Origin of the sequence: Desulfobotulus sp. (genome assembly GCF_034006065.1) — a bacterium.
GTDB lineage: Bacteria > Desulfobacterota > Desulfobacteria > Desulfobacterales > ASO4-4 > Desulfobotulus.
Genome location: NZ_JAVETM010000010.1, coordinates 22985 through 48019 on the forward strand (window position 1 = coordinate 22985; position 25035 = coordinate 48019).

Sequence of the window (25035 nt, forward strand, 5' to 3'; positions counted from 1 at the left end):
TCACCATCTCAAAAAAAACATGCTCCATCAGTCCAACCTCGGATTTTCAAGCTGAACAATTCTGGGAGTCAGAAAAATCAGAAGCTCTGACTTGGTTTCTTTTTTGGTCTGACTCTGGAAAAGCCAGCCCAGGAGGGGGATCTGACTGAAAAAAGGAATGCGGTTATTCGATGTGGCAAGGTCTGTGGTGACCACGCCACCGATGACAATGGTATCACCGTCATTGACCAACAATTCCGTATCCACCTTTTTGGTCCGCAGCGCAGGACCATCCACGGTCATGGTATGGATATCGTTTTTATCAATGCTCACCTTCATGGCCACCCGGTTATCCGCCGTCACATGGGGCGTCACTTCCAGCTTGAGATCCACATTCTTAAAGGCCGTGATCACATCCCCATCCTTGTTCCGCGTGGTATAGGGGTATTCAAAGCCCTGATTGATGGTGGCGGTTTTATTATCCAGGGTGACAATACGGGGAGAGGAAACAATCTTGGTTTCCCCCCGCTGTTCACTGAGATTCAATCTTGCGTTCAAAGCCAGCTGAGATCCGGCAATGCGGGCAAAGTGCAGGCCGATATTTCCGGCCCCTGTGGGGGTGTTCAGGGAGACATTGTAGCCATAGCGACCGCCAAGGACATCCTTTTGCACCGTTGCATAGGGACTCTGGTTCACACCCCCCGTGTTCCCCTGCCACTCCGCCCCGAGATTTCTTTCAAAATCATCGCTGGCCTCCACAATTCTCGCCTCGATCACAACCTGGGGTGTGATCTTATCGATTCTCGCAATGATGGACCGGGCCTTTCCAATGACTTCCGCCGTATCCGTCAGAATCAGCTGGTTGTTGCGCACATCCGCACTGGCCTTGCCCCGCTCCGTGAGCAAATTCTGCACATGGGGCATGATTTCCGAAGATACGTTGGAGTAGTTGATCAGAATGTATTCTGTCATCAGTGGGGCAAGGTCGCTTTCCCGTCGTTCATTTTCCTGCCTTGCCCGCAGAACCTCCTGGCGAAGGCTTTCTTCCCTGCGCAGGGTGGTCATGGTGGCGATGCGGATAATATTGCCTTCCTCAATCATGCCCAGTCCATTCATCCGGAGAACCAGATCCATAATCTGATCCCAGGGAACAGGATGCTCCAGGCTCATGGTCACCTTGCCGCTGACATCCTTGTCAATGGCGAAGTTCCGGCCACTGATATGCTGCAAAATTCTGAAAACATTCTTGATATCCGTCTCATAAAAATCAATGGATATGGGAGTGCCGGAAAAAGCCTTCACAGGAGCGCCCCCACCCGAAGTCTCCGGGCTGTTCTCTGGCCCAGGGGAGGGAATCTTCTCAGCCATCCGGGCCAGCTGGATCGTCGGATCCGCCGGAAGCTCCCGGGCGATGGGCAAAGGTGGTTGCACCTTTTTTTCTTCCGATCTGCCGATAAATTCTCCCTCTATGGGCCGTGGCCCCACACGACTGGCTTCAAACCGCAGCTCCAGACGATTCCCCTGCTGGTTCACCACATAGGGAACAGGCTCCCTCAGCTCCATCACAAACAACGCCTCTCCATGGGCTCCCATGGAAGGCAACACCTGATCCAGAGCGCTTTCAAACCCTCGGGTGATCAGGGGACGCTGATGATGCTGTGGAAGGTGGGTTTCTTTCAGAAAAAGACGCAACCGCCGATCCCCTTCCATGGTAATCTCATGGGTCACAGGCTGTGTTGTTTCAATGAAGACCTGGGAGCGTCCTTCGGGAAGGGCCGTAAAACCAAGATCCTTTACCTCCGCAGGGCCGCTTTTTTTCTCAAGACTTGCCACTGCAGCCTTTCCACCCGAAGCCCCGGACACGAAAATCGCATACCCTTCAGCAACGGAGCGGGATTCATAGGCCCGGAGACTTTCTTCTGTGGTATCCAGCACCACCCGGACCTTATCCGGGTATGCATAGTGGCGTACGCCATGGACATGGGGACTTCCCACGGCAAGGCGTTGTTCGCCCCTGAACGGGGAACGGAGCCCTGCGATGTCCAGCACAATGCGCGGAGGATTCTCAACGGTAAAAACATGCACGTCCCGAAGGGGCGCGCTGGCAAGAACATTCACCCGTACGCCTTCGCCCTCCTTTTCTGACCGTATGTCGACAAGGCGGGGAACCGTATCCGCGCCAGGGGGGGTAACCGCCTTTTCAGTCCCTTCCGAAAGCGTCCCTTTTTCCACAGGGGCTCCACTTCCACCGGCATCGGGAATCCTGGCCAGCCCCCCCCCAGAAACCCCAGGGGCTTTTGTATCAAAGGCAATGCGAAGGGCGTTTTTCCCCTCGCTTTTCACCTCGTAGGGAATATCATCCCGCAATACAAGTCCCAGGCGGACTTCCGCCTCGGAAATATTTTCTGCAAAAAATGACAAGACTGCTCCGCCATAGGTTTTTTCCGGCAGGGCATCTGCAGCCAGGACCGTATCCGGAAAATACAGCCGGACCCCTGGAGGATCCTTTTCCTTGACTGCCGTATAGGTCAGATACCCTTCGGAAGTCACAAGCAGGCTTGTTTCACTTTCCGTGACCTCAAGCGCCATTTTCTCAATCCGGTTACGTGGCGCTTGCGCCACCTCCGAAACCCCTTCCACCCCCGATCGGGGTGTACAGGCCACCAGAATACCGGCCACGAGAACAACGCCTGCCATCCGCAATCTGTTTTTTATGCTCACCTTGCCAATCCCCCACATAATCTATTCTCCGGTCGGCTTCTGGAGTTTCAGTTCACGCCGCTCTTCCCGGACGGATCCGGAAAGATCCTCGACGATTTCCGTTACCACAACGCGGTCTCCTTCAATGGCCGTGACCTTGCCCGAGTGCAGGCCCATATAGGTGCCCATGGATACCACATACCCCCGCCCACTGGATTCTTCCACCATGGCCCTGGCACCCATGGGAGACCGGACAATCCCCACAAGCCTGAGCTGGCTCAGATCCACCTTTTCCAAAGGCGTCTGCGGAACCCGCCGCTCCAAACGCTTATCATCCTCCCTTTTCACCTGGGGCCTTTCCTGAATCAGGGGTCTGAAAGGGTCAATACGTCCCTCCGGATTGTAGACACGGGCATCCGCCACAAGGGAGAGCGTCATCTTCTCATCCCGGATGTCCTCTTCCCGGATCAGGCCATGAATCGTTGCATGACCGCCTGCCTCCTGCTTAAGGACTTCTTTTTTTTCTGCATCCGGAACTTTCGCTTTGACGCTGGTTTCTTCAGCCTGTTTTTTTTCCGCTTCCGTCCCTACTCCCGAAGCAGGTCCAGGTTCTGCACTCACCACCGCTTCCGGGGAAGCCACTGAAACCGCCTGGTCCCGAACACTGGACATCTCCTCTGGAGGCTTTTGGCCGGATTGGTTTTTCTCGTCCGAAACCAAGCCTTCTTTTACCCCTTCCGACACCGCTGGTTTTTTTTCCGCTTCCGCCATGTCTTCAGAAAAAATAATGGTGCGTCGCACCACTTCCGCCTTTTCCCGGGGCGCAGGCGGAGGCGGCGGATCTCCGCACGATACCAGGAGGACAAGACTCAATATCCCGCACAGGCAACTTCCCCCCACAGATCCAGGTTTATGCCCTTTTTTTGCTCTCATCATTTCCTGCGACCTCCCTTTGCAGGTTCGGCGGGTTCCGGTTCCACAAATCGGTATGTCACAATCTGGCAGCGCGTCCGAAGCGTTGATCCGCCATCCCTTCCTCTCTGAATCTGCATGTCCACATCCCGCACATTCACCACGCGGTGCATACGGGCCAACATATCAAGAAAGGCCACCGTTTCGTGAAAGCCCCCCACCATCTCAACGGAAACCGGGATTTCTGCGTAAAACTCCCGACGGACTTCCGTTTCTGGCTTAAACAGCAGAAAATCCAGTCCAGCATCCCGGCCCGAAGCCGAAATACTGGCAAGCAGCATGGGGATTTCGCGACTTTCCGGCAAGGCCCGCATGGCCTCCTTGAAAGCCAGATCCATCTCCGCCTTTTTTTCCTGAAGCGGTTTCAGCTGCCGCAGATCCGTACGCGCTTTCTGAATACGCCCATCCGCCCGCCGGATATCCTCCCCCAGTTTTGTGAGGGTCTGCACCTTGGGAAGATAGAGAAAATAAAAAAAACCACCACACAGCAGGCCCAGGGTAAGCACAACCGCCAGGATGCGCTGGGGCCGGGTTAAGGCATTAATCTGATCAAAAAGGGGCTGCAACTGCGCAGAAAGCGTCTGCATCTGCCCCTTCAGAACTCCGCGAAAAGCCTTTTTTCGATCTTCTGTCATGGTTTTTACCTTCTGTTGATGCGCCCTTCCGATCCGTCTCCATGGGCTTTTGGGTTTTCATTCACGTATAAAGCCATGGAACAGGCCCCACCCCGGGCCACGGAGCCCATCCCCCCGAATCCAGATCAGGTATCTTTTTTTCTCTGGCATACAAGGGAAAAGGCCCGCAGCGCCACCGTTCCCTGCATCTGCTGGCGGACGCTTTCAAGGCTCACGGAAGAAAAAAAGCCATTTTTTTCAAGATTGGTCATAAAGTCCGCTACGGTTTTATCATCCAGAGCAAGCCCTGACATCTGCACCCGGCTCTGATCCCCCTTATAGGACAGAAGCCACATGCGCTGAGGAATCACATCCTCGGTAAGGGCTTCAAAGATCTCCACCGGCAGGCGACGTCCCTCTTCAAGGGATCCCAGCACCTTCATCTTCTGCTCTAAAACTTCAAGCTCCTTGCGGATCACCCCCACCTGCCTTGCCTGGGCTTCCAGGCTGGAGGCTTCCTTCTGCCTCTGGGCAAGAAGTTCCTTCTGCTCCCCGATCTGGGTCTCCAGGCGGACCGCAACCACTCCCATCACCAGAAAAACCAGTACCAGGGAGAGCATAAAAATGGAAATCTGACGCCGGATGTTCTCTTTTTTACGGGCTGCCCGGAAAGGCAAGAGGTTAATACGTATCATTTGTCTTCCACCCTTCTCAGCGCCAGTCCCATGGACACCGCAGCCTGAGGAGCCATCTTTCGGATGTAGTCTCCTTCAAATCGGTCCGCATCCACATGCACCGTTGCAAAGGCATCCAAAAGGGATACCTCAGACCCGGTCTGCACAGCCAGGGCGTCCACAAAGGTTTCCGCATGGGCACCCCCCCCGGACACCACGATGCGCTCCACGCGATCGCCCGGATAGGTGGAATAGAAAAAGTCCATGGCTCTGCCGATTTCCGTACACCATTGCCCGACAATTTCGCCCACAATGCCGTCCAGTTCACCGGAGGAAATTTTTTCTCCGCCCCCCGCCAGTTTCAGCGCCTCGGCTTCTTCTTCCGAACATCCCGCACGGCCTCGGATTTTCGAATTGATCTGCCGCGTTCCCAGGGACATATCCCGGATGAAGACCGAGTCACCATTTTTGATGATGTTCAAGGACATTTTGGCCGCTCCCACGTGCAAAAGCACAACCTCGTCTGCGGAAAGGCCATAAATTTCCTCATAGATATTCTGCACGGCAAAGGCCTCCACATCCACCACACAGGGAGTCAAGCCCGCAAGCTCCACAACATCCACATACTGGGTGACCACCTCTTTTTTCGCGGCAACAAGAAGGACATTCAGCTGATTCGGGTTCTGGGCAGCGGGTCCAATCACCTGAAAATCCATGCGGATATCTTTGATATCAAAGGGAATGTACTGTTCCGCCTCCACAAGGATGCTCTTTTGCAGGCTGTCTTCATCCATGACAGGCATGGTGACTTTTTTTATGATGGCCGAATGTCCACCGATGGAGAGCGCCACCTTCTCATTCCGGATATGATATTTCGAAAAAAGCTCCCGGATCACAGTGGCCACATGCTCCGGATCCCGGATAACGCCGTCTTCGATGGCTCCGGGATTCAAGGGCATAGCCCCGAATGATTTCAGGGTTTTTCCCTTTTTTGACGTCACAACCTCTGCTGCCTTGACCATGGCAGAACCAATGTCCAGCCCCACAAGATGAGTTGTTTTTCCAAACAGCATGGCAGCCTTTCTTACCTGGTGAGTAAACGGAAAACCCCCTTTTCTCCCCGAGCCGTTCCAGAAGACCCGATCCCCTTGCTGGGCTCGTGTGAAGGATTTCCCGGATTCTGCGCTCCCTTCACAGGACCGCTTTTTAATGGATATAGACCATGAATTAGGGGCAATCTTCCGACAAAACACTGTTCAAGTCAACATCTTTGGAAAGAGCTTCACGGATGCAAAGGCTCTCGTTCCTGATACGGGTACAAAAAAAACACATAGCGCCTGAAAAGGCACATGGGAAGCTCCCCTGTGCCCGGCATTGGGAATGCCTGCCATGGGTCCCCTGAAGCCGGACAGCCTTTTCTTTATCCGACCGCCTGGATAGGCATCCAGCCGGTTTTTGAGCGAAAGCCTTACGGGGACATCTGGAAAAGCAAATACCAGGCCATGCCCAGAAAGGCGCCCCTGCTCCCCTTTCCAAGGGCGCAAACCCCAAGACTTGACATTTTTTGACAATTTTTACAAAAAAATGTCAGCCCCTGCCCTTGAGCTTCCCACACAAATCCTCTACATTGGCACCGGCAAAGATGCCTCTGCCCAGCCCCTCACCCCTTCACAGGAAACGCAGCACCCCATGAGCGACTTCAAGCTTATTTCCGCGCCCAGCCCCCCTGAAAAGGGTCCGGACATCTCCGCGCGGCAATCCTTCACCCTGGTGAAATATTTTACCCTCAGCAGCCTCATTCTCATGTTCATTGGCGCCATCATCCTTTCCACCCTGCATACCCATCTGGTCCGGAATCTCCTCATCCAGAAAAGCGAGGAATACGGACAACTTCTGGTGGAAAACCTCAATCACCAGATTTTCATGCAGTTTCTCATTCCCGTCTATCTCCAGTATGGTCAGATCCAGCTCAAAGATCCCCAGCAATTCCAACGTATGGACGCTGTGGTACGCAACACCCTCCACAGCTTTCGGCCGGACATGGTCAATATCTATGACCTCGACAATGTGATTTCCTACAGTTTCAACTCAGAGATCATCGGAGAAAAAAATCTGGGCGGCACCGGTTACCAGAGGGCCATGGCCGGTGAATCCACAACCTCCTTTGTTCAGATCGGCAATCTCTGGGAAATTCTCTTCCGCTTTCCAAGGGTTACCCGCATCACCACCTTTGCCCCCCTGCGCATGGAAGGGTCCGCCGCCTCCCTTACAGGTCCCATCATCGGCGTAGTGGAAATCGTTCAGAACGTATCCGAAGACTACAGGAAGATCTTCCGCCTCCAGATTCTCGTCATCCTCACCAGCAGCCTTGTGATGGGGGTACTCTTTCTCATCCTCAGGACCATTGTAAAACGGGGAGAAGCCATGATAGAGGAGAGAAATCAGGAACAGCTCAGGCTCAAGGAAGAGGTGAACCAGAATCGCCATCTTTCAGCCATCGGCGAAATGACCGCCAGCATTTCCCATGAAATCCGTAATCCCTTGGGCATTATCCGCAGTTCCGCTGAACTGCTCAAAAAAAAGATTGACCGCTTTGAACCGGGAAATCCCATTGCTGATGTGATCATTGAAGAAGCAGGCCGAATGAACGCCATCATCACAGATTTTCTCACCTATGCCCGCCCCAGATCCATGAATCCCAGGCTCTGCCACCTGCGGGACATTCTCCAGAAAAACCAGATATTCCTTGCCCCGGAGCTGGAAAAAGGCGGCTATGATCTCCAGATTTACTGCGCGCCCAGGGTGGATGAGATTTGCGCAGACCCGGATATGCTTTACCAGGCCTTCCTGAACCTCATCCTCAACGCCATGCAGGCCATGCCCCAGGGCGGAAAAATCCGTGTTTCCATTCACAATGCAACGGAGTGGACCCATGTGTTTTTCGAAGACAGTGGCAAGGGAATCTCCGAAGAGGTTCTCGCCAGAATCCGGGAGCCTTTTTTCACCACCAAGGACAAAGGCACAGGCCTCGGACTTGGCATCGTGGAAAAAATTCTTGCCGCCCATGGGGGGAAGATGGAAATTTCCAATCGACAGGAAGGGGGACTGCGGGTAAAAGTCTCCCTGCCCTCCACCGCCCCCACCTCTGTCACCGGAGAGGAGTCCTGCCATGGAAACCATACTCATTGTGGATGATGAAAAGAATTATCCCCGCATTCTCAGCGCTGTGCTGGAAGAAGAAGGGTACGAAACCCTCAGCAGCCATTCCGGTGAAGAGGCCTTGCAACTTCTCCAGGACGCGGATGTGGATCTTGTACTCACAGACATGCGCATGCCCGGCATGGATGGCATTGCCCTGCTCAAAGCCATCAAAACCAGTAAACCCGACCTTCCCGTTATTATGATGACAGCCCACGGCACCGTGGAAAAAGCCGTGGAAGCCATGCAGCAGGGGGCCTACACCTATATTCTCAAGCCCTTTGAAAACGAAAGCCTCATCCAGCACGTGGCCAAGGCCCTGGACCTTTACCGCGTGGTCCGGGAAAACCGCAGACTGCGGGCCATGGTGGCCGAACGTTTCTCCTTTTCAAGTCTCATCGGTAAAAGCCAGGCCATGCAGGAAATCTACGCCACCATTGCCAAGGTTGCCCCTTCCACGGCCTCCGTACTCATTGAGGGAGAATCCGGAACAGGAAAGGAGCTTGTGGCCAGAGCTCTGCATTTCAACAGCCCCAGAAAGGACAAGGCCTTCATTGCCGTCAACTGCGCAGCCCTTGCGGAAAACCTTCTTGAGTCCGAATTGTTCGGACATGAAAAGGGCGCCTTTACCGGCGCTGTGACAAGCAAAAAAGGCCGCTTTGAGCTGGCCGATGGCGGCACCCTTTTTCTGGATGAAATCGGGGAGATCAGCCCCTCCATGCAGGTGAAGCTTCTCCGTGTTCTTCAGGAAAGGGTGATTGAACGGGTGGGCGGAACCCGGACCATTGCCGTAGACTTCCGCCTCATGGCCGCCACCAATAAAACCCTGAAAGACGAGGTTCCGGCGGGGAGATTCAGGGAAGATCTCTATTACAGGCTCAATGTCATTCATCTTAAAATCCCGCCTCTGCGGGAACGGGAAAATGACATTCTCCTGCTCGCCCAGCATTTTCTCCAGAAATACGCCGCCCAGAGACCGGATGGCTCCTCCCTCTCCGGCATCGCCCCTGCCTGCCGCCAGGCACTTCTTGAATATGGCTGGCCCGGCAATGTGCGTCAGCTGGAAAACGTCATGGAAAGGGCCGTTCTTCTGGCTTCCGGCCCCCAGATTGAGCCTGAAAATCTTCCAAGAGAGATGCTGGAAGCAGGGCAGGGCCACTCCATTCCTCTGGAGCTGCCCGATACCTCCCTTGGCGAAACTCTCGCCCATGTGGAAAAAATCCTCATTGAACGGGCGCTGAAAGCCTGCGACCATGTCCAGGCCCATGCCGCAGCCCGTCTGGGGATCACCAAAAGCGGTCTGCACCAGAAAATCAGAAAATACGGCATCTCTCTGGGTAATCTCAGCCAGCCTCCGGGACAGGATGCGGATTTTTGAACCCAGACTCTGAAAAGGTTCATAAAAATAAACCGCGAACAAAAAGTATAAAAATCGGATAGTTAAAACAAAAACACTGCCACATCTCCTGGGATTGGGTTCATTTTTATGAACCCCTCCTCTCACCATGGCCCCCTCTGCCAGGTCCACGGCTATGCCCCCAAACCCAATCCAAAAACACAACATATTGATTATAAAGAATAATTTTTTTTATAAAATTCTTTTAGACGCATTGGCACAGCTATTGCTTTTGAAAAGAACAAACAGCGCGCATTCTCCAAAGAAAAGCGGACCGACTGACCCCGGTCCGCTTTCTTATTGTGCAAAAAAATCTCCATACCCCGCCAAACACACCCTCATCCCCCAGGCACACCCCTGACCCGCCTCCCGACTCCACTGAATCAGCCGTTTTTTTTAAGGATACGGGCCCAAGGTCTTGGGCGTAAACCCCGGAGGGTCAAAACCCAACCCGGAACATAACCAGACTGGGATTTGACCGAATATGCTGCTCGTTTTATAAAGATCCCGTCTCTTTATAAGGAGAATCCGGATACTGGTCCAGCAGACGGCCAAAGGTTGCCCGTCCCTTTTCCAACTCGCCCAGCCCCGCCTGAAGGCGGGCCATATGGAACAAGGCGGACTCCTCAAGAAAACCCTTCTGCGAGGCCGCCCGACTGAAGTCGGCCAGGGCCGCCTCCGCATTTCCCAGGGCCATGTATACATGAGCCCTTTCCCAAACAATCAGATTGGCCCAGAATCTGTCCTTGCCCAACACTGCCAGAGCCGCATCATAGGCTTTGAGCGCCCCTTGTGCATCCCCATTTTCCAAAAGCATGCGGGCTTCCTGCACGCGGGCCATACGGCCTGCAACGGTTCCGGGACGGGTGAGGGCAAGATCCCGTATTTCTTCCATAAGTTTTGGAGAAACACGGTTATTCTCCATCTCTGAAGCCTGAAGTACAAGGCCAAGGCGCGTGGCAGCTTCCTGCTCCGCTCCCTTTTTCCAGCTGAAATAGGCCCCTGTCCCTCCCACCACCAGTACCACCGCCACCCCGGCAAAAAGCACTTCTTTCACATGGGTATAGCAAAAATCCCAGACCCTCGTGAAAAAACGGGACATGGGATCATCCTGTACCAGGTCAAAGGGAATTTCCGGTGTTGTGCTTTTACTTTTCTTTTCTTCCATAAGATTAGGTTCTCCTCAGGCAACAGGAGGGGCCAAGGCCCCGTCCGGAGATAAAAAACGGGAACGGATCCGATCCCATCCTTCTTCGGGAATCTGCGCTCCCACCACACAACAGACCTCATACCCGCAGGCCGATGCCAGAGCCCCGCAAAGGGAGATCTCCGCGCCCTCGGCCAGGCCATAAAGGAAACCCGCAGCCCACAAATCTCCAGCCCCCGTGGTATCCACAATTCCCTTTCCAGGGAAGGCGGGGACGATCCAGGTCTTTTCTCCCAACCGGATACGGCTGCCTTCCCCCCCCAGCTTGAGCACCACGAGCGAAGCCTCCGCAGCCATGGCGGCCAAAGCCTTTTCCGGATCAGAAAACCCTGTGTATGCAAGGGCTTCGTCCTCGTTGGCAATGAGGATATCCACATGACTTTTCACCTTGGCCCGTAAAAGCGCACCCGCAGCCTCCACCACCGTAAAGCTTGCAAGATCCATGGCGATGACCGCGCCAGCACTGCGGGCCTTTTCCAGCACAGCACAGGCCAGTTCCGGATTGAAAAAAAGATACCCTTCCATAAAGACAATGGAGGCTTGCGCAAAGGCCTCATCGGAAAGATTTTCCGGAACAAGTTCAGACGACGCTCCAAGGAAGGTGAACATGGAACGCTGGGCGTCCGGCGTGATAAGGGAAAGCACCCTGCCCGAAGGCGTCCGGGATGTGCTGAGTAAAGGGACAACCCCCGAAGCGCGCAGGGCCGCCTCAAAGGCCTCCCCCGTGGCATCCTCTCCCCTCTTACCCAGAAAAACCGCCTGCCCCCCCAGTCGGGCAAGTCCCTGCATGGTGTTGCAGGCAGCCCCACCGGACACAATTTCAGGCTTCTCAGGAATCCGCCCCATACAATGGTCCAGAAAAGCGGAATCCACCAGTGTCATGCCCCCCTTGACCTCACTGATATCACGCAGCACCGCATCGGAGGTCTGCACCAGAATATCGGTAAGGGCGGATCCCACACCCAGAATGTTTCTTCCCCTGGCCCTTATCCGGCCTCTCACATCCATGCATCCTCCATTTTCATCCAATCCCTCAGGTTTCACCACACAAGATTTTCATGAACCCAGCCTTCATCGCCATCCGCATGGCGGATCCGTATCCACTGGCCCTGACGTCCCAGCACCCGGAATGGCACACCCTTTTCAACAGTGAAAACAATGGGATGCCCGGTACCAGGACCGGAACGCACATTGGCCCTTGCACTTTTCACCACAACAGCCGGGGTCCGGCCCAGAAGATTTTCCGCAACCCAGCCCTCATACCCCTCAAAATCCCGGAATCGAACCCAGTTGTTTCGTCTTTCCAATACTTCCACAGGGTAGTTGGCCTCCGCCTGCCAAAGCGTGCTGTGTTCTGTGCCCGGACCGGAACGCACATTGATAATGGATCTTTCCACAGTCATACGTTCTGCGGCATGCAACAGGGGAGCCAGCCAGAAGAAAGCCGCCACAAGACCCACAAATCGCAAGCCGGTTGTTGTCCGCCTTCTTGCTTCTTGTGTCAAAATCGCCTCCTTATATGTCCTTTTCCGTTTGCAAGGCCTGTACCCGTACCATTTTCCAGAGAAATCACAGGCCTTCTGTCCAACCTCCATAAATACCCATGCCCGCAAGGGCATGGCTCCCGCAGCCGCCTTTCCCATCCAGGCCTTTTCAAGCCCCATCGTCCTCCCTTTCCATCAGGATATGGCGCGCCTCACTGACGCGAAGGGACACAGGCACACCCCGCACCTGAACTTCCACGGGATTGCGCAGCGGCAGGTATTTTTCCACCAGCACGAGACTTCCCGGCGTCATGCCCATTTCCAGCATGCGCCGCCTCACCATGCTGCAGCCTCCCACCTTGACAATCCGTCCCCTTTCCCCCTCCTTCATGGCGGAAAGAAAAACCTGACGGCCCTCTGCCTCTTCTTCCCCGAATCTGTGGGGACAATGGTTCCGGGTGATCAATCCTGGAACAGGGCAACTCATATCCGGCCTTTTTCTGCGCACAAGAATTTTTTCCGTAATCCCAAGGCCCAGGGAATAGCGTCGGCCTTCCACAGCCACCACCACATGCCCCCGTCCCTGACCGCTGATCACTTCTATGGGATCCCCCACCCGCAGGCCCATGCTCAGCAAACGCATGCGGCTCAGGCTTCCGCCGAGAAAGGCGTCAATGAAAAGCCTTTCCCCTACCCTGGCCTGGGCCAGGGTCATTGTGCCTGTCCGCTCCAGATTGCAGGACTCGCACAAGCCATAAAGTTCCATGCGATGCTGCAGCAGGATAAAACCATGCCGGGTGGCAATGCGCTCCTGCAGGGCCTCAAGGTCAGCATCCTCAAATTCGATGATCTTGCCACAACGGTTGCAGATCAGGTGGTCATGGTGCTGTCCGATATGGTGATGCTCAAAACGCGGAGGCTCCCCTTCCAGGTGCAGCTTGCGGGCAAACCCGAAGCGATGCATGAGATCAAGGGTTTCTGCCACAAAAAGACTGTTCAGATCCGGCCTTAAGGATCTGACCTTTGCGCTCAGCTCTTCAAAGGTCGGATGACTTTCCGTATCCAGAAAAGCGTCCATGACAAAAAGCCGACCTTCAATGTCATCAATGCCTTCTTGAAGAAAAAGCTTTTCAAGCTGCCGCTTTTCCTGATCATGGATATGCTTCATGGCCCCTATGGTCTCCACCCGCTCCGAGATCCCTGCATCTGCTCCCTCTCCAATCCATTTCCAGACATCCTAGGGAGAGGAGATCAGGGTCACCTGCATCCGCCCTTCCTCCACATCGGAAATGCGGATGCCAAACCGCTCATAGCTCTGACTCAGAAGGGCTGAGGCCAGATCAGACGTACGCCCCTGGTAGCGCACCCGGATATCCATGCCCTGAGCTGAAATTTCCCTGCGCTCAATGGAGACAACCCCTTCAATTTCTCCCAGCACCTTACGGAAATGCACAAAACGGGACAGGTACTGATCGCCCCGGATATCCATGCGGATTTCAGAAACCGCAGCATCCCGGGCGGCCCTGCGCAGCCAGGCCGACCGCAGCTCCTGGGCCATACGGCTTCCGGCCTTTGAACCCAGCTGATACAAAGCGTCCCTTTCACCGGCTGCCGCATGCTCGTTCACCACCACCAGGGCATCCTCCACCTCAGCAAGCACATCACCTTTTTCCGTATTCAGGGCGATGAGGGAAATTTCCGCGCGAAAGGACTGCAGCCGTTCTCCCATCACATTCCCGCCAGGCGCCACCCGCGCACGACCGACCAGGACCACGGGAGCTCCGAACAAAGCCCCCATACGCTGGGCTTCCCGCATATCCAGAACTCCGGCCACTGTCCTCTCTCCGCCCAAAAGGGAGCGGCCATCCGGCAGAACCATGGAAAACCCCGCAGGCTCCAGCACAGCCACAAGGCCCTCCATGCATCGGCCACCGGTGCCTGAAATCCCTGCGTTGGGCTCCCACCATCTCTTCGGTTCCGCATCCCCGAGGCCCTGCTCGGAAACCATAAAAAGAATTCCCGGCATCCGGGAAAGGCCCAGCCCCAGATCCTTCATGCGCTGTGTGAGACGCTCCAGGTCCAGAGAAACCCTGGCCACCACACGATAACCTGGCCCTTCCTGCACCGTCGCCAGGATACGAAAATCCCGCACATAGGCCGCCGGATCCTCCTTCAGCAGAGGAGCCAGCGCACCCAAGGAAGACTGCATGCCGGTCTCAGGAAGACTTTCCAGGATAAAACGTTCCACCGCCTGCCTGAGGGCCGCCTGTTCCGCCCGGTTCCGGGCATCCACAGCCCCCTGACCCTGACCGCTCACCGCGCCCATCACGAGAAAAGACCGCGCGCCCTGCCCCTGGGCCCAGGCCCACGAAAACCCGGAAACCAGCACCAGCAGGATGAGATATCCCCCACATTTTTTCAGCATGTTCCGCTCCGCGAATCTTGGTGTTATGTACGCAGTAAAACCTTTTTCAATGCCTGCGGCCAAGGGCGTACTCCGCAAGGAGAGCCAGGATTTCCCTCTCCTCCCCCCCAGGGAGATTGTCCAGGGCCAGGCAGGCTTCCTGCACATGGCGCTTTGCCCGTTTCAGGGTCCAGTCCAGCCCGCCTGCTCCGATCACCCCTTCCCTGGCGCGCAGAAAGTCCGCCTCCGTGAAATCCGTTCCTGCAATGCGCTTCAGAAACGCGCATAAAGGGGCATCTCCGGATGCAAGGGTATGAATAAGGGGCAAGGTGGCCTTGCCTTCCCGCAAATCCGCCCCTGGTTTCTTGCCCAGGGTTTTTTCATCTTCCGTATAATCGAGAAGATCGTCTGCCATCTGAAAAGCCATACCCAGCTCACGGCCATAACGGGTCGCAGCTTCCACCGCTCCTTCTCCCGCACCGGCCAACAGTGCGCCGGTTTTGCAAGCACCCGCAATCAGGACCGCAGTCTTGCGTTCGATCACCCGATCATAGGAAGCTTCGGAAATTCCGAGATTTCCCTTGTTCCGAAGCTGCTCAATCTCTCCCTGGGCCATGTCTTCGGTAATACGGGCAATGGTGGCAATGATTTCGGGATTTTTTGTCCGGGCTGCAAGGTTCAAGGATCTTGCAAGAAGAAAATCACCTGTCAGAACAGCTTCCGCCGCACCAAAAAGGGTGTGGGCTGCGGCCTTCCCCCTGCGTCGCAGGGCCTCGTCCACCACATCATCATGGATCAGGGTTGCCGCATGCAGAAACTCAAAAATTCCGGCCACATCATACACAAAAGCATCCCGTCCCCCCAGACTCCGGTACAGGAGTACACACAAAAGGGGGCGCAGTCGCTTGCCACCGGAAAAAAGAATATGACCGCCGATTTCCCGGACCAAGGCCAACTCCGGCGTCAGGTTTGCCTCAAGCCGCCCTTCGATTTTCTCAAGATCCTTGGCCACCGCCGCCACAATCTTTGCTTTCAGGTCTCCCATGGGTCCACCACATTTCCCGCAAGGTCATAATCAAAGGCATCCGTAATGCGCACATGCACCACATCCCCCACAGAAAGCTGGCCGCCATCCACATAGGTGATCCCATCCACCTCCGGCGCCTGCAGGGGGGTGCGTCCCTGGGCCATCTCTCCTTCCTCCACCCGCTCAATCAGCACAGGAAAGATCCGATCCAGCTGCTCCTGGTTCTTTTCCCAGGAAATGCCCGCCTGAACCTCCATGATGGCATCCCTGCGCCCAGCAGCCACCTCCGAGGACACATGGCCCTTCAGATGATGGGAGGGAAGATCGTCCATATCCGAATAGGTGAAAACGCCCAGGTGATCAAAACGGATTTCTTTTACAAAATCAAGGAGACTTAAAAAATCCGCCTCCGTCTCACCGGGAAAACCCGTAATCAGGGTAGTGCGCAGCACAATGCCCGGCACCTTTTCACGCACACGGGCAAAAAGCTCCGTGAGAAAAGCCCGGGTATAAGGCCGCCCCATGCGACGCAACACCGCGTCCGAGGCATGCTGTATGGGCAGATCCAGATAGGAGCAAAGATTTTCTTTTTCCGCCATGCGCTCCAGGAGGCAATCACTCAGGGTTTCCGGATGACCATAGAGAATGCGCACCCAGCACCCAGGCGCCGCATCACATACGGCGGTCACAAGATCCGTAAGCATCTCGCCTGTCCCCAGATCCCGGCCCCAATCCGTGGTTTCCTGGGCCACGAGCACCAGCTCACGCACCCCGCTGTCCGCCAGCATGGTGACCTCTTCCACGATGTCTTTCAGCGGCCGACTCCGCTGCACCCCGCGCAGACGGGGAATAATGCAGTAGGTGCAATGGCGGGAACAGCCTTCCGCAATCTTCACATAGGCAAAATGCCCCTGGCTGAGAACCCTGGGCATGGCGGCGTCATGCAAAGGCGCACTTTCCGGAACAGGGCAACAGACCCGGAATTCCGGCTCCGGAGCCGCTTCTTTTTTTTCCAGAAAATGGATGATGGAAAAATACGCCGCCGTGCCCGCAAAAAAATCCACCTCCGGCAGGGAACTTTCAATATCCGTCTGAAAACGTTCCGGAAGGCAGCCCGCCACAATGAGAAAGCGACAGGCACCTTCCCTGCGGTAAGCGGCCAAGCCTAAAATGGTGTCAATGGAGTCATCAATGGCGTCCTGGATAAAACCACAGGTATTCACGATAATGGCGTCCGCCCCTTCGGGGTCGTCTACCTTGTCAAGGCCCGCAGCCAGAAGGTGACCTGCCAGAACCTCGCTGTCCACCTGATTCCGGGCGCAACCCAGGGTTTCAATATAAAATTTCATGGGCAGGAAAACCCGACCTTTCTTCCATTAAAGAAGACCAAAATGAGGAGGGGCCCTTTTAAAAAAAGGCCCTTTTCCGAATCCAGCTTCTTCTTTACACAAAAAAAACTGCGGTGCATACCCCCCAAACCCCAGGGCCTCACCGCAGCTCTTTTTTCATCGACCCGGATCTATTTCCCGGTAAATTTCGGTGCCCTGCGCTCCGCAAAGGCGGTGAAAGCCTCCATGAGGTCATCGGAGGGCACGATATTGGCGCTGATGGACGCCACATAATCCAGGCCATCACCCACGGTGCGGCCCCTTCCGAAATTCAAGACATCCTTGGATGCCTGCACGGCCAACGGCGAGTTACCCGCGATTTCCAGGGCCATGGCCTCGGCTGCGACCATGAGACTTTCCTGATCCGGATACACCTCATTGACAAGCCTTACGGCCAAGGCCCTTTTTGCGTCAATGGTCTTGGCCGTAAAGGCCAATTCCCGGGCAACCCCTTCGCCCACAATGCGAGGCACACGCTGCAAGGAACCCACATCCGCCACAAAACCCACAGCCGCCTCCTTGAGGCAGAAGGTGGCATCTTCGGTGCAAAGCCGGATGTCGCAGGCGCTGATCATGTCAAGACCCGCACCAATACAGAAGCCATGCACCGCAGCAATCACAGGTTTGCGGCAACGTTCAATGCAGGTCATGGTTTCCTGGAGCATCTTGATCTTGGGAATAAAGCGCCACTTCACCCCGCCCTTCTGCTCTTCCATGAGTTCGGGCATAGCCCCCACCATTCCCATGAGGTCAATCCCCGCGCAAAAGGCAGGTCCCTTGGCCGCCACCACAATCACCCGGACTTCCGGATCTGCATCCAGCTCCGCATAAATGGCCGGTGCATCCTCCCAGGCCGGAAGATGCATGGCATTCTTCTTTTCCGGACGGTTCAGATAGACCCAGGCCACGGCCCCCTTTTTCTCCACCAGATAATAACTGCTCTCCGCCATCCCGTCTCCTTTGGATTCTTCGTCATCGTATGGATCAAAATGCAGGTACTCCCGCATACCTCAAGCCCCTTACTACTATCCCATTCGGGGGCTGCGTCAAGGCGCTTTTTCCAGAAAACCGGGACTCACCCAGCTTTCCACGCCCTTTTCTTCCCCTTCCCGGATAATAAGCGCCTCCACCCCGTCCAGGCCGAGAATCATCTCCTGCCCAGCTTCCATACCCATCACCATAATGGCCGTGGCCAGGGCATCCGCCACCATGCAGTCCGCATGGCGCACAGAGGCGCTGATGATGCCCCTGTCCACAGGCATTCCGGTCACAGGGTCCATCACATGGGAAAAACGTCTGCCGCCTGATTCAAAAAAGTTCCTGTAATCCCCACTGGTGGCAAGGGCGCCTTTGCACATCTCAAGGCGCATCCAGATGTCCGAAGGCCCAGCCCCCGCTTCAGGACGGCTGATCCCCACCCGCCAGGGCTGCCCATCGGGCCTGCACCCAGACACCCGCACCTCGCCCCCGATTTCCACCAGATAATGGACAAGCCCCAGTTCTTCCAGGGCCTCGGCCACCACATCCACCCCATATCCCTTGGCAATGGCTCCAAAATCCAGGCGCACGCCGTCTTCCTTTTTCCCCAGGCGGCCCTCTTCATCCATAATAAGCTTGTCAAAGCCCACCCGCCTTCTGGCATCCTCCAAGGCTTCCTTTTCCGGAACCCCACCGGCATACCCCCCAGGTCCAAAGCCCCAGAGATTCACAAGGGGCATCACCGTAGGATCAAAGGCCCCTCCGGTAATGCGGTGCATTTCCGATGAAACCTTCAGAACCCGAAAAAAAAGGGCGTCCAGCGCCAGGGTTTCACCGGCTTTCATGTCATTGAAACGGGAAAGGGTGCTCGTCGGCATAAAGGCGGACATGGACCCATTGATCTCAAAAAGCCTTTCTTCCACAAGCTTCTGAACCGTTTCAGGCTTCACCGATGGGGGAAGCGCACAGCGGATATGCCAGGTCGTGCCCATGGTTTTTCCTTCAAAATCCACCATGGCGGCACTGCGACCGCATCCGTAAAATCCAAAGAACACCAGAAAAAAACAAAACCACCCCCACCGTTTCCCCCCACGCATCTGCCCTGACCTCCCTCTCCTCGGCATTGATTCCACCGGCCCTGCTCCATTCCCATGCAGGAAAAAACCTTGATTTTTAAGCCTTTCCACCCATACACCTCAAATCACCTCAGGCCAGAGGCCAGCCTTTTTTGCCCGAAAAAGCCTCCACCATGGCCTGGCGCAGCTTGCCATACTTGATGGGCTTGGGCAGACAGAAATCATAATCCTTACCCACAAAACTGCATCCACTGCGGAAAAGCCCCGCAGATAAAAGCCCCCGCACCCCATGGCCCTGGCCGCCCGTGAAAAATCCCTTTCCCAGCAAAGAAAATCCCGCCACCTCATCATCCACAAGGATCAGGGAAAAGGGCTTTTGGCCCTGGCAGAAAGCCGGAGCTTCCCCGGCCTGGCCCAGAACCTCCACCTCCGCACCCCAGTCCCGCAGATAGGAGGTCAGAACCCGCACAAGAAAAGGATGGGAGACGAGCAGGAGAACCCTGTGGCCTTCCAGCAACGGATCCGCCCTTTTTCCTTCCTCCAGACGGCCCAGCACAGCGGTAAACCAGAAGGTGGTTCCTCCGGAATCGTTGGAGAAAAAACCCATATCCCCACCCATGAGCCGCACAAGCTTCTGAGAGATCACAAGGCCAAGCCCCGTTCCCCCATAACGTCGACTCATGGAGCTGTCCCCCTGGGAGAAGGGCTGAAAAATTTTGTCTGCATATCCTTCGGGAATGCCGATTCCCGTGTCTGAAACCTCAAAACGCAACACAAGGTCCTTTTTCGTTTCACGCACACAAAAGATCTTTACGAGAACCTCCCCCTCTTCCGTGAACTTAACGGCATTCCCCGCAAGGTTCACAAGGATCTGCCTTAAGCGAACGGGATCCCCCACCAGGTTCTGGGGAATTTTTTCCTCCATCCAGCCCAAAAGCCCGATGTTGCGGCTTGCCGCAGCAATGGTCACCACGTCAAGGCTTTCTTCCAGAAGCTCCCTCAGATGCAAAGATTCCAGGCAGAGGGTCCCATGCCCGGCATCCAGTTTTGAAAAATCCAGGACATCGCTGATGGTGCTGAGAAGCCCTTCTCCGGAAGACCGGATCATCTCCACATAATTGCGCTGGACCGGACTCAGATCCGTTTCCATCAGAAGTTCCGCCATGCCGATCACCCCGTTCATGGGCGTGCGGATTTCATGGCTCATATTCGCGATGAACTGCCCTTTGGTCGCACTGGCCGCCTCCGCCTCACCGGCGAGAATCTGGTTTTTTTCCGTAAGATGCTCCAACTGAATAAAGCTATCCACCACCTGGCGCTGCATGCGGCTGAAAACCTCCTGCAGGGCCTCCATTTCGCGGGTACTCACATGGATGTTTTCCGGACGGAAGGTTTCCAGTTTCTGCCGCAGAGCCAGGGGCGTTTCCGCTTCTTCCAGAAGGGCCAGGCCTTCGGTGAACTGAGACAGGGGCTTTAAATGACGGTGCAAAACCAGCACCACCCCGCCCACCAGGGTCACAAGCAGAGCAAGGCCGCCAATGCCAGCGAGAAGGCGTTGCTCAAGAATCTGTTCATGCAACTTGCGGGAAGAAAACCCCATACGAAGGTACCCCATGAGCGTATCCCCATACAGGACAGGACAGAGGGCATCCAGAACAGGCTCCCCCGCTTCTCCCCTTTCCACACCCATGTAACGGACAGGGGCCTCCAGCCGCGTATGGCGGATTTGAAAGACGAGGGATCTGCCATAGGGAAAAAGGGGCAGGTCGCGGCGATCCACCAACCTGAAAAGGGCCGGATCCGGTGACACCACCCCGGCATCCGAGGTATCCAGCAGGTGGTCGTCCTGGGCAATGAGCACTCTGCCGCTGGGGTCAGTCACAAGAAAATAAAGAATGTCCGGATCATTGAGAAAATCATGGGAAAGATTCACCGCAAGGTTGGCCCAGTTGGCATGGTACAGAAGCTGCCCCCCACGGCGTGAGGTTTCATTGATGGTGGCATGGATTTTTCCATAGGCGGATTCCTTCAGGGCCTGCCCCACCCTGTGGGAGATGAAAAGCGATAAAACCCCCACCTGCACAAAGACCACCAGGGAGACCAGAAGCACCATCCGGGTCTGTAAACGGGGTTTTGAGGGCATGTTCCTGGTCCCTTTCATTCCACAAGGATCTCATACACAAAAAAGAGACCATCCGGATTGGGAAGCTTTTCCCCGAGATCCGGGTACTTCAGAACCGGAACCCAGAGCGCCCAGGGGCCGCCGCAGGGGAGGGAAAGCGGACTTTGGTTTTTGTAGGAAATCAGAAAAAGGTCCCTGCCCTCCACTTCACTGCGTTTCAGCCGGAGATCCCTGCCAGCAAGGGACTTCAGCACTAAAGTTTCCCAGCTCAGATCCCGGCTCTTTAAAAGATCCTCCAGAACAAAGCCCGCCACAGGCTGCCTGCCGGGAAAGGCCGCAATCTGGCGATATCCCTTGGGAACGGAAGGCTGCATTTCACGGATACGTCCCTGTGGCCCCAGCGCTTCTTTGCCCGCCACAAGAAGGACCTTTTCTCCCTGAACAAGCCGAAGCGCTCTGCCATCAGCGCTGTTTCCCGTTACAAAGGCCGTCACGTACCAGGCATTGAGGGAAGGATGCAGCCCTTCATAGGCTGCAAAAACAAGCTTCTGCGGCCCCCCCCTGTGCCTTGGAATGGGAAGACCATTTTGGGACCAAACCAGCATGGCCCCCATTTTCTTCACAAAATCAGCGTCCAGGTGCACAAGATACTGATCATCGCTCAGCAAGGTGATGCTTTCTTCCTCACCCATCAGACGGGCAAGCAGAACGCCTTCAAAGGTTCCGGCCCCATCTCCTGGGAAATTCAGATCCTTGCTTACCACTTCCAAAGCCATGGATTTCAGAAAAGAAGAATCCAGAGCCTCCGGCACTCCCGCAGCCTGCACCCGCAAAAGGGAGGGCGGGGTCTCCCCATGAACCAGGCTCGCCCAGAACAGACACAAAAAAAGAAACGAGGCCCCATGCAACCGGAATATCCGCATTCGTCCCTCCTTCAGGGAAAAGAAAAGTTTTTCCTCATCGCCTTTGCAGCCTGGCAATGCAGGTCTGCTTCCGCTATGATAGCCCAGTTAAAAGACGCCCCAACACCCGCCAGACGGCAGCTCTGTGCGCAACACCCTTAGTTGTTCATCCCATTTGATGGTTTCCCACTCTAACCTTCCCAACATGAAAGCGTCAAGCCGCATGCCATTTCCCGGGAATTCCTGGCTTCCGGCCCCTCCGGAGTCTCTCATCACCCAACTCACCCAACCCCTTGTCGTCCGGGGAAAAACACTCAGCAACCGTCTGGCCCTGGCACCCATGGCAGGGCTCGGGCATGTGGCTTTTCGCGAATGTGTGGACCATTTTGGCGGATGCGGCCTTCTTTTTACGGAAATGTGCAGCGCAAAGGCCCTTCCCCACGAAAATCCCGCCATCTCGGAAATGTTCCGCTGGCGAGAAGAAGAGCTCCCCCGCCTGGTCTGCCAGATTTTCGGAGCCGACCCCGATGCCATGGCAAAGGCGGCCTTACGCATTGAAAAAGAAGGTTTTTTTGGAGTGGATCTCAATTTTGGCTGTTCTGTGGCCGCCATCTGCAAGCAGGGCGCAGGCGCGGCCCTCCTCAAGACACCGGACCGAGCCCTTGCCATCGTGGAAAGGGTCAGGGCCGCCGTCCGCATTCCCCTTTCCGTTAAATTCCGGACAGGGTGGGAGGAAAGCCCCGAAGGGGCGGTGAACCTCGCCCGCCGCCTCCAGGATGCGGGATGTGATTTTCTCACCTTTCACCCCAGGATTTCTCCGGACCGCAGATCCCGGCCCCCACGCTGGTGGCATATCCGCGCCGTAAAAGAGGCTGTATCCATCCCCGTATTGGGCAATGGCGATCTTTTCACCGCAGAAGATGGTCTTCGCATGCTGAAGGAAACGGGATGTGACGGCCTGAGCATCGGCCGCATGGCTGTGGCAAGGCCCTGGCTCTTTGCCCTGTGGGCAGGCACCCTCTCCCAGCCTCCGGATGGCCAAACCCTCCTCATCCGGATGCATGAAACCTATTGCCGTCACTTTGGAGAACTTCGGGGCTTAAGGCTTTTTAAAAAAATGCTGCCCTATGCCATGGCCGTTTATCCCTTTGGCCATCCCATGCATGCCCACCTCCGGGCCGCCACAGACAAAGAAGATCTGAGAAAACGCCTGGCTCAAGTCTTTGAAAACCACCCGCAACCCACGGAAAGACCCAATGGCAACCTCATGGTGTAAACATTGTGAACACGCTTCAGACCCCAAGCCTTAAAACTTGTACACCACACCCCTTGCATCCGCACCTGGTTTATAATAGGTAAGGGCTGAAAAAATGCCTCTTTGCCATAACATCGGCCTGCCCTTACGGCCCCCCTCAAAAAAGCATTGGCTTTTTGTCGGGCGTAAGGGGAAAACATTCCCACACAGGCCCTTTCCAGAATACCCAGATGCCAACAACGTATCCATAAGGGGCCGGAGTCGTCATGCCCATTGCCCATATCACAGAGCTTTTCCGCGCATCCCTTGATTTTCAGAAATTTCTGGACCACATCCCCATGGGCGTCCTCATCGTGAATCCTGAAAGACACATCCTCTGTGTCAACCATGGTTTTGAGGCCCTCACCGGCTTTTCCGCAGACCAGGCCCTGGGACTTCCCTGCCGGGATATTCTGCGCAGTCGCCAGTGCATGCTCCACTGTCCTGTGCAAAAGGCTCTGGACACAGGAGAAACCCAGAGCCTTGAAACAGACATCATTTCAAGGGATCGCCAGCGTATTCCCGTGCGCATGACCATTGCTGCCCTCCATGACAACCAGGGAAAAACCTGCGGTTTCATTGAAACCCTGGAAGACTTAAGACCCTTCCGGGAGCTGGGAGAAAAGCAGCGTCAGGCCTACAGCTTTTCCAAGGTGGTGGGCCGAAGCCCCCAGATGGAAAAAATCTTTCAGATTCTGCCCGTTCTGGCCCAGAGCGACGCCTCGGTTCTCATCACCGGAGAAACCGGAACAGGTAAGGACCTCGTTGCCGAAGCCCTGCACCAGAGCTCAGAACGAAGCCGGGGGCCCTTTATCAAGGTGAACTGCGGTGCCCTGCCCGAAACTCTCATGGAGTCTGAGCTTTTCGGCCACATGAAAGGGGCGTTCACCGGCGCGCACGAGAACAAGCCCGGCCGTTTCCGCTTAGCCCACGGCGGCACCCTCTTTCTCACGGAAATCGGGGACCTTTCCCTAAGCCTTCAGGTGAAACTCCTTACCTTTCTTGATGACCGCATCATCTACCCATTGGGCAGCACCAAGGGATTTCCCGCCAATGTGCGCATCATCGCCGCCACCCACAGAAATCTCGAGGCCATGGTCAAAGAAGGCCTTTTCCGTCAGGACCTCCTTTTCCGGCTCAATGTGGCCCGGGTCCACCTGCCCTCCCTACGGGAAAGGGAAGATGATATCCGCCTGCTTCTGGATCACTTTCTCATCACCTTCAACCAGCACCTGAAAAAGAGTCTCAAAGGCTATACCCCCGAAGCTTTAAAAATTCTCCTTGCCTATCATTTTCCCGGCAATGTCAGGGAATTACGCAATATCGTAGAGTATGCCGTGAATGTCTGCCCCAAAAACACCATTGAAATTTCCCATCTCCCCGCCTATCTCACCAGCATTGCCTTTTCCCAGGAATCCGCTCCGGAAAAAAGCCATCCTGCATTTTTTTCTCCCCAGGCCACGGAAGCTTCCTGGAACACGGTGGAAAGACAAATGATCCTTAACGCCCTGGTTCAGGCTGGCGGCAGAAAATCCAAGGCGGCCACCCTGCTCGGCTGGGGCCGCAGCACCCTGTGGCGCAAGATCAAACAATACGGCATCGACGCATGAGGAAGGGGCC

Annotated in this window: 20 protein-coding genes; 4 read left to right on the forward strand and 16 right to left on the reverse strand. The window is 55.5% G+C overall.

Annotated features, from left to right (window positions below):
• Positions 1-27: 27 nt before the first annotated feature.
• The 5 genes from pilQ to pilM form a co-directional block, all read right to left on the reverse strand.
• The gene (pilQ, locus tag RBR60_RS05820; protein WP_320354942.1) at positions 28-2700 is read right to left on the reverse strand and encodes a type IV pilus secretin PilQ; all 2673 of its coding nucleotides are present in this window, start codon (positions 2698-2700) and stop codon (positions 28-30) included.
• 21 nt (positions 2701-2721) lie between these two features.
• Complete coding sequence (locus tag RBR60_RS05825; protein WP_320354943.1) at positions 2722-3480, reverse strand: pilus assembly protein PilP; 759 nt, start codon at positions 3478-3480, stop codon at positions 2722-2724.
• A 131-nt stretch (positions 3481-3611) separates the two neighbouring features.
• Positions 3612-4286: a type 4a pilus biogenesis protein PilO gene (locus RBR60_RS05830; protein WP_320354944.1), complete on the reverse strand. Its 675-nt coding sequence runs from the start codon at positions 4284-4286 to the stop codon at positions 3612-3614.
• 125 nt (positions 4287-4411) lie between these two features.
• Entirely contained in the window at positions 4412-4960 is a 549-nt protein-coding gene (locus tag RBR60_RS05835; protein ID WP_320354945.1) for a PilN domain-containing protein, read from the reverse strand.
• A complete protein-coding gene (gene pilM / locus RBR60_RS05840) occupies positions 4957-6012 on the reverse strand; it encodes a type IV pilus assembly protein PilM (RefSeq protein WP_320354946.1) in 1056 nt (351 codons plus the stop codon). The genes RBR60_RS05835 and pilM overlap by 4 nt, the downstream gene beginning before the upstream one ends.
• A 616-nt stretch (positions 6013-6628) precedes the next feature.
• On the opposite strand from pilM, the gene RBR60_RS05845 reads away from it, so the two are divergent.
• Both RBR60_RS05845 and RBR60_RS05850 read left to right on the forward strand, forming a co-directional pair.
• A complete protein-coding gene (locus RBR60_RS05845) occupies positions 6629-8134 on the forward strand; it encodes an ATP-binding protein (RefSeq protein ID WP_320354947.1) in 1506 nt (501 codons plus the stop codon).
• Complete coding sequence (locus tag RBR60_RS05850) at positions 8109-9515, forward strand: sigma-54 dependent transcriptional regulator (protein ID WP_320354948.1); 1407 nt, start codon at positions 8109-8111, stop codon at positions 9513-9515. The genes RBR60_RS05845 and RBR60_RS05850 overlap by 26 nt, the downstream gene beginning before the upstream one ends.
• A 514-nt stretch (positions 9516-10029) precedes the next feature.
• Here the strand turns inward: RBR60_RS05850 and RBR60_RS05855 are convergent.
• From RBR60_RS05855 to RBR60_RS05905, 11 genes are all read right to left on the reverse strand, one after another.
• Positions 10030-10701, reverse strand: a complete 672-nt coding sequence (locus tag RBR60_RS05855) for a tetratricopeptide repeat protein (protein WP_320354949.1) — start codon at positions 10699-10701, stop codon at positions 10030-10032.
• Between the two features lie 15 nt (positions 10702-10716).
• Positions 10717-11748: an adenosine kinase gene (locus RBR60_RS05860; RefSeq protein WP_320354950.1), complete on the reverse strand. Its 1032-nt coding sequence runs from the start codon at positions 11746-11748 to the stop codon at positions 10717-10719.
• A 32-nt stretch (positions 11749-11780) separates the two neighbouring features.
• A complete protein-coding gene (locus tag RBR60_RS05865) occupies positions 11781-12245 on the reverse strand; it encodes an SH3 domain-containing protein (protein WP_320354951.1) in 465 nt (154 codons plus the stop codon).
• Between the two features lie 148 nt (positions 12246-12393).
• Positions 12394-13392 (reverse strand): FeoA domain-containing protein, encoded by a 999-nt coding sequence (locus RBR60_RS05870; protein ID WP_320354952.1) that lies wholly within the window; start codon positions 13390-13392, stop codon positions 12394-12396.
• Positions 13393-13461: 69 nt separating this feature from the next.
• Positions 13462-14649, reverse strand: a complete 1188-nt coding sequence (locus tag RBR60_RS05875) for a hypothetical protein (RefSeq protein ID WP_320354953.1) — start codon at positions 14647-14649, stop codon at positions 13462-13464.
• Between the two features lie 46 nt (positions 14650-14695).
• Positions 14696-15673, reverse strand: coding sequence for a polyprenyl synthetase family protein (locus RBR60_RS05880; RefSeq protein WP_320354954.1), 978 nt, complete (start codon positions 15671-15673; stop codon positions 14696-14698).
• Entirely contained in the window at positions 15661-17004 is a 1344-nt protein-coding gene (rimO, locus tag RBR60_RS05885; RefSeq protein ID WP_320354955.1) for a 30S ribosomal protein S12 methylthiotransferase RimO, read from the reverse strand. Before rimO ends, RBR60_RS05880 begins: the two co-directional genes overlap by 13 nt.
• 170 nt (positions 17005-17174) lie before the next feature.
• On the reverse strand, positions 17175-17993 hold the full coding sequence (locus RBR60_RS05890; protein WP_320354956.1) for a crotonase/enoyl-CoA hydratase family protein: 819 nt from the start codon (positions 17991-17993) through the stop codon (positions 17175-17177).
• 96 nt (positions 17994-18089) lie between these two features.
• Entirely contained in the window at positions 18090-19013 is a 924-nt protein-coding gene (locus RBR60_RS05895) for an FAD:protein FMN transferase (protein WP_320354957.1), read from the reverse strand.
• A gap of 214 nt (positions 19014-19227) precedes the next feature.
• Positions 19228-21240, reverse strand: a complete 2013-nt coding sequence (locus tag RBR60_RS05900; RefSeq protein WP_320354958.1) for an ATP-binding protein — start codon at positions 21238-21240, stop codon at positions 19228-19230.
• Between the two features lie 14 nt (positions 21241-21254).
• Positions 21255-22142: a hypothetical protein gene (locus tag RBR60_RS05905; RefSeq protein ID WP_320354959.1), complete on the reverse strand. Its 888-nt coding sequence runs from the start codon at positions 22140-22142 to the stop codon at positions 21255-21257.
• A gap of 202 nt (positions 22143-22344) precedes the next feature.
• Between RBR60_RS05905 and RBR60_RS05910 the strand changes: the two genes are divergently transcribed.
• The gene (locus tag RBR60_RS05910; protein ID WP_320354960.1) at positions 22345-23397 is read left to right on the forward strand and encodes a tRNA-dihydrouridine synthase family protein; all 1053 of its coding nucleotides are present in this window, start codon (positions 22345-22347) and stop codon (positions 23395-23397) included.
• Positions 23398-23642: 245 nt separating this feature from the next.
• Positions 23643-25025, forward strand: a complete 1383-nt coding sequence (locus RBR60_RS05915; RefSeq protein ID WP_320354961.1) for a sigma-54 interaction domain-containing protein — start codon at positions 23643-23645, stop codon at positions 25023-25025.
• The last annotated feature ends 10 nt before the right edge of the window (positions 25026-25035 follow it).

Bases quoted from the DNA above. Each gene is read 5' to 3' on its own strand.
- RBR60_RS05830 (WP_320354944.1), bottom strand. From the start codon at position 4,286: ATGACAGAAGATCGAAAAAAGGCTTTTCGCGGAGTTCTGAAGGGGCAG.
- RBR60_RS05855 (WP_320354949.1), bottom strand. From the start codon at position 10,701: ATGGAAGAAAAGAAAAGTAAAAGCACAACACCGGAAATTCCCTTTGAC.
- RBR60_RS05850 (WP_320354948.1), top strand. From the start codon at position 8,109: ATGGAAACCATACTCATTGTGGATGATGAAAAGAATTATCCCCGCATT.
- RBR60_RS05835 (WP_320354945.1), bottom strand. From the start codon at position 4,960: ATGATACGTATTAACCTCTTGCCTTTCCGGGCAGCCCGTAAAAAAGAG.
- RBR60_RS05880 (WP_320354954.1), bottom strand. From the start codon at position 15,673: ATGGGAGACCTGAAAGCAAAGATTGTGGCGGCGGTGGCCAAGGATCTT.
- RBR60_RS05860 (WP_320354950.1), bottom strand. From the start codon at position 11,748: ATGGATGTGAGAGGCCGGATAAGGGCCAGGGGAAGAAACATTCTGGGT.
- RBR60_RS05905 (WP_320354959.1), bottom strand. From the start codon at position 22,142: ATGCGGATATTCCGGTTGCATGGGGCCTCGTTTCTTTTTTTGTGTCTG.
- RBR60_RS05900 (WP_320354958.1), bottom strand. From the start codon at position 21,240: ATGCCCTCAAAACCCCGTTTACAGACCCGGATGGTGCTTCTGGTCTCC.
- RBR60_RS05890 (WP_320354956.1), bottom strand. From the start codon at position 17,993: ATGGCGGAGAGCAGTTATTATCTGGTGGAGAAAAAGGGGGCCGTGGCC.
- RBR60_RS05870 (WP_320354952.1), bottom strand. From the start codon at position 13,392: ATGAAGCATATCCATGATCAGGAAAAGCGGCAGCTTGAAAAGCTTTTT.
- RBR60_RS05915 (WP_320354961.1), top strand. From the start codon at position 23,643: ATGCCCATTGCCCATATCACAGAGCTTTTCCGCGCATCCCTTGATTTT.
- rimO (WP_320354955.1), bottom strand. From the start codon at position 17,004: ATGAAATTTTATATTGAAACCCTGGGTTGCGCCCGGAATCAGGTGGAC.
- RBR60_RS05845 (WP_320354947.1), top strand. From the start codon at position 6,629: ATGAGCGACTTCAAGCTTATTTCCGCGCCCAGCCCCCCTGAAAAGGGT.
- pilM (WP_320354946.1), bottom strand. From the start codon at position 6,012: ATGCTGTTTGGAAAAACAACTCATCTTGTGGGGCTGGACATTGGTTCT.
- RBR60_RS05875 (WP_320354953.1), bottom strand. From the start codon at position 14,649: ATGCTGAAAAAATGTGGGGGATATCTCATCCTGCTGGTGCTGGTTTCC.
- RBR60_RS05895 (WP_320354957.1), bottom strand. From the start codon at position 19,013: ATGGGCACGACCTGGCATATCCGCTGTGCGCTTCCCCCATCGGTGAAG.
- RBR60_RS05910 (WP_320354960.1), top strand. From the start codon at position 22,345: ATGCCATTTCCCGGGAATTCCTGGCTTCCGGCCCCTCCGGAGTCTCTC.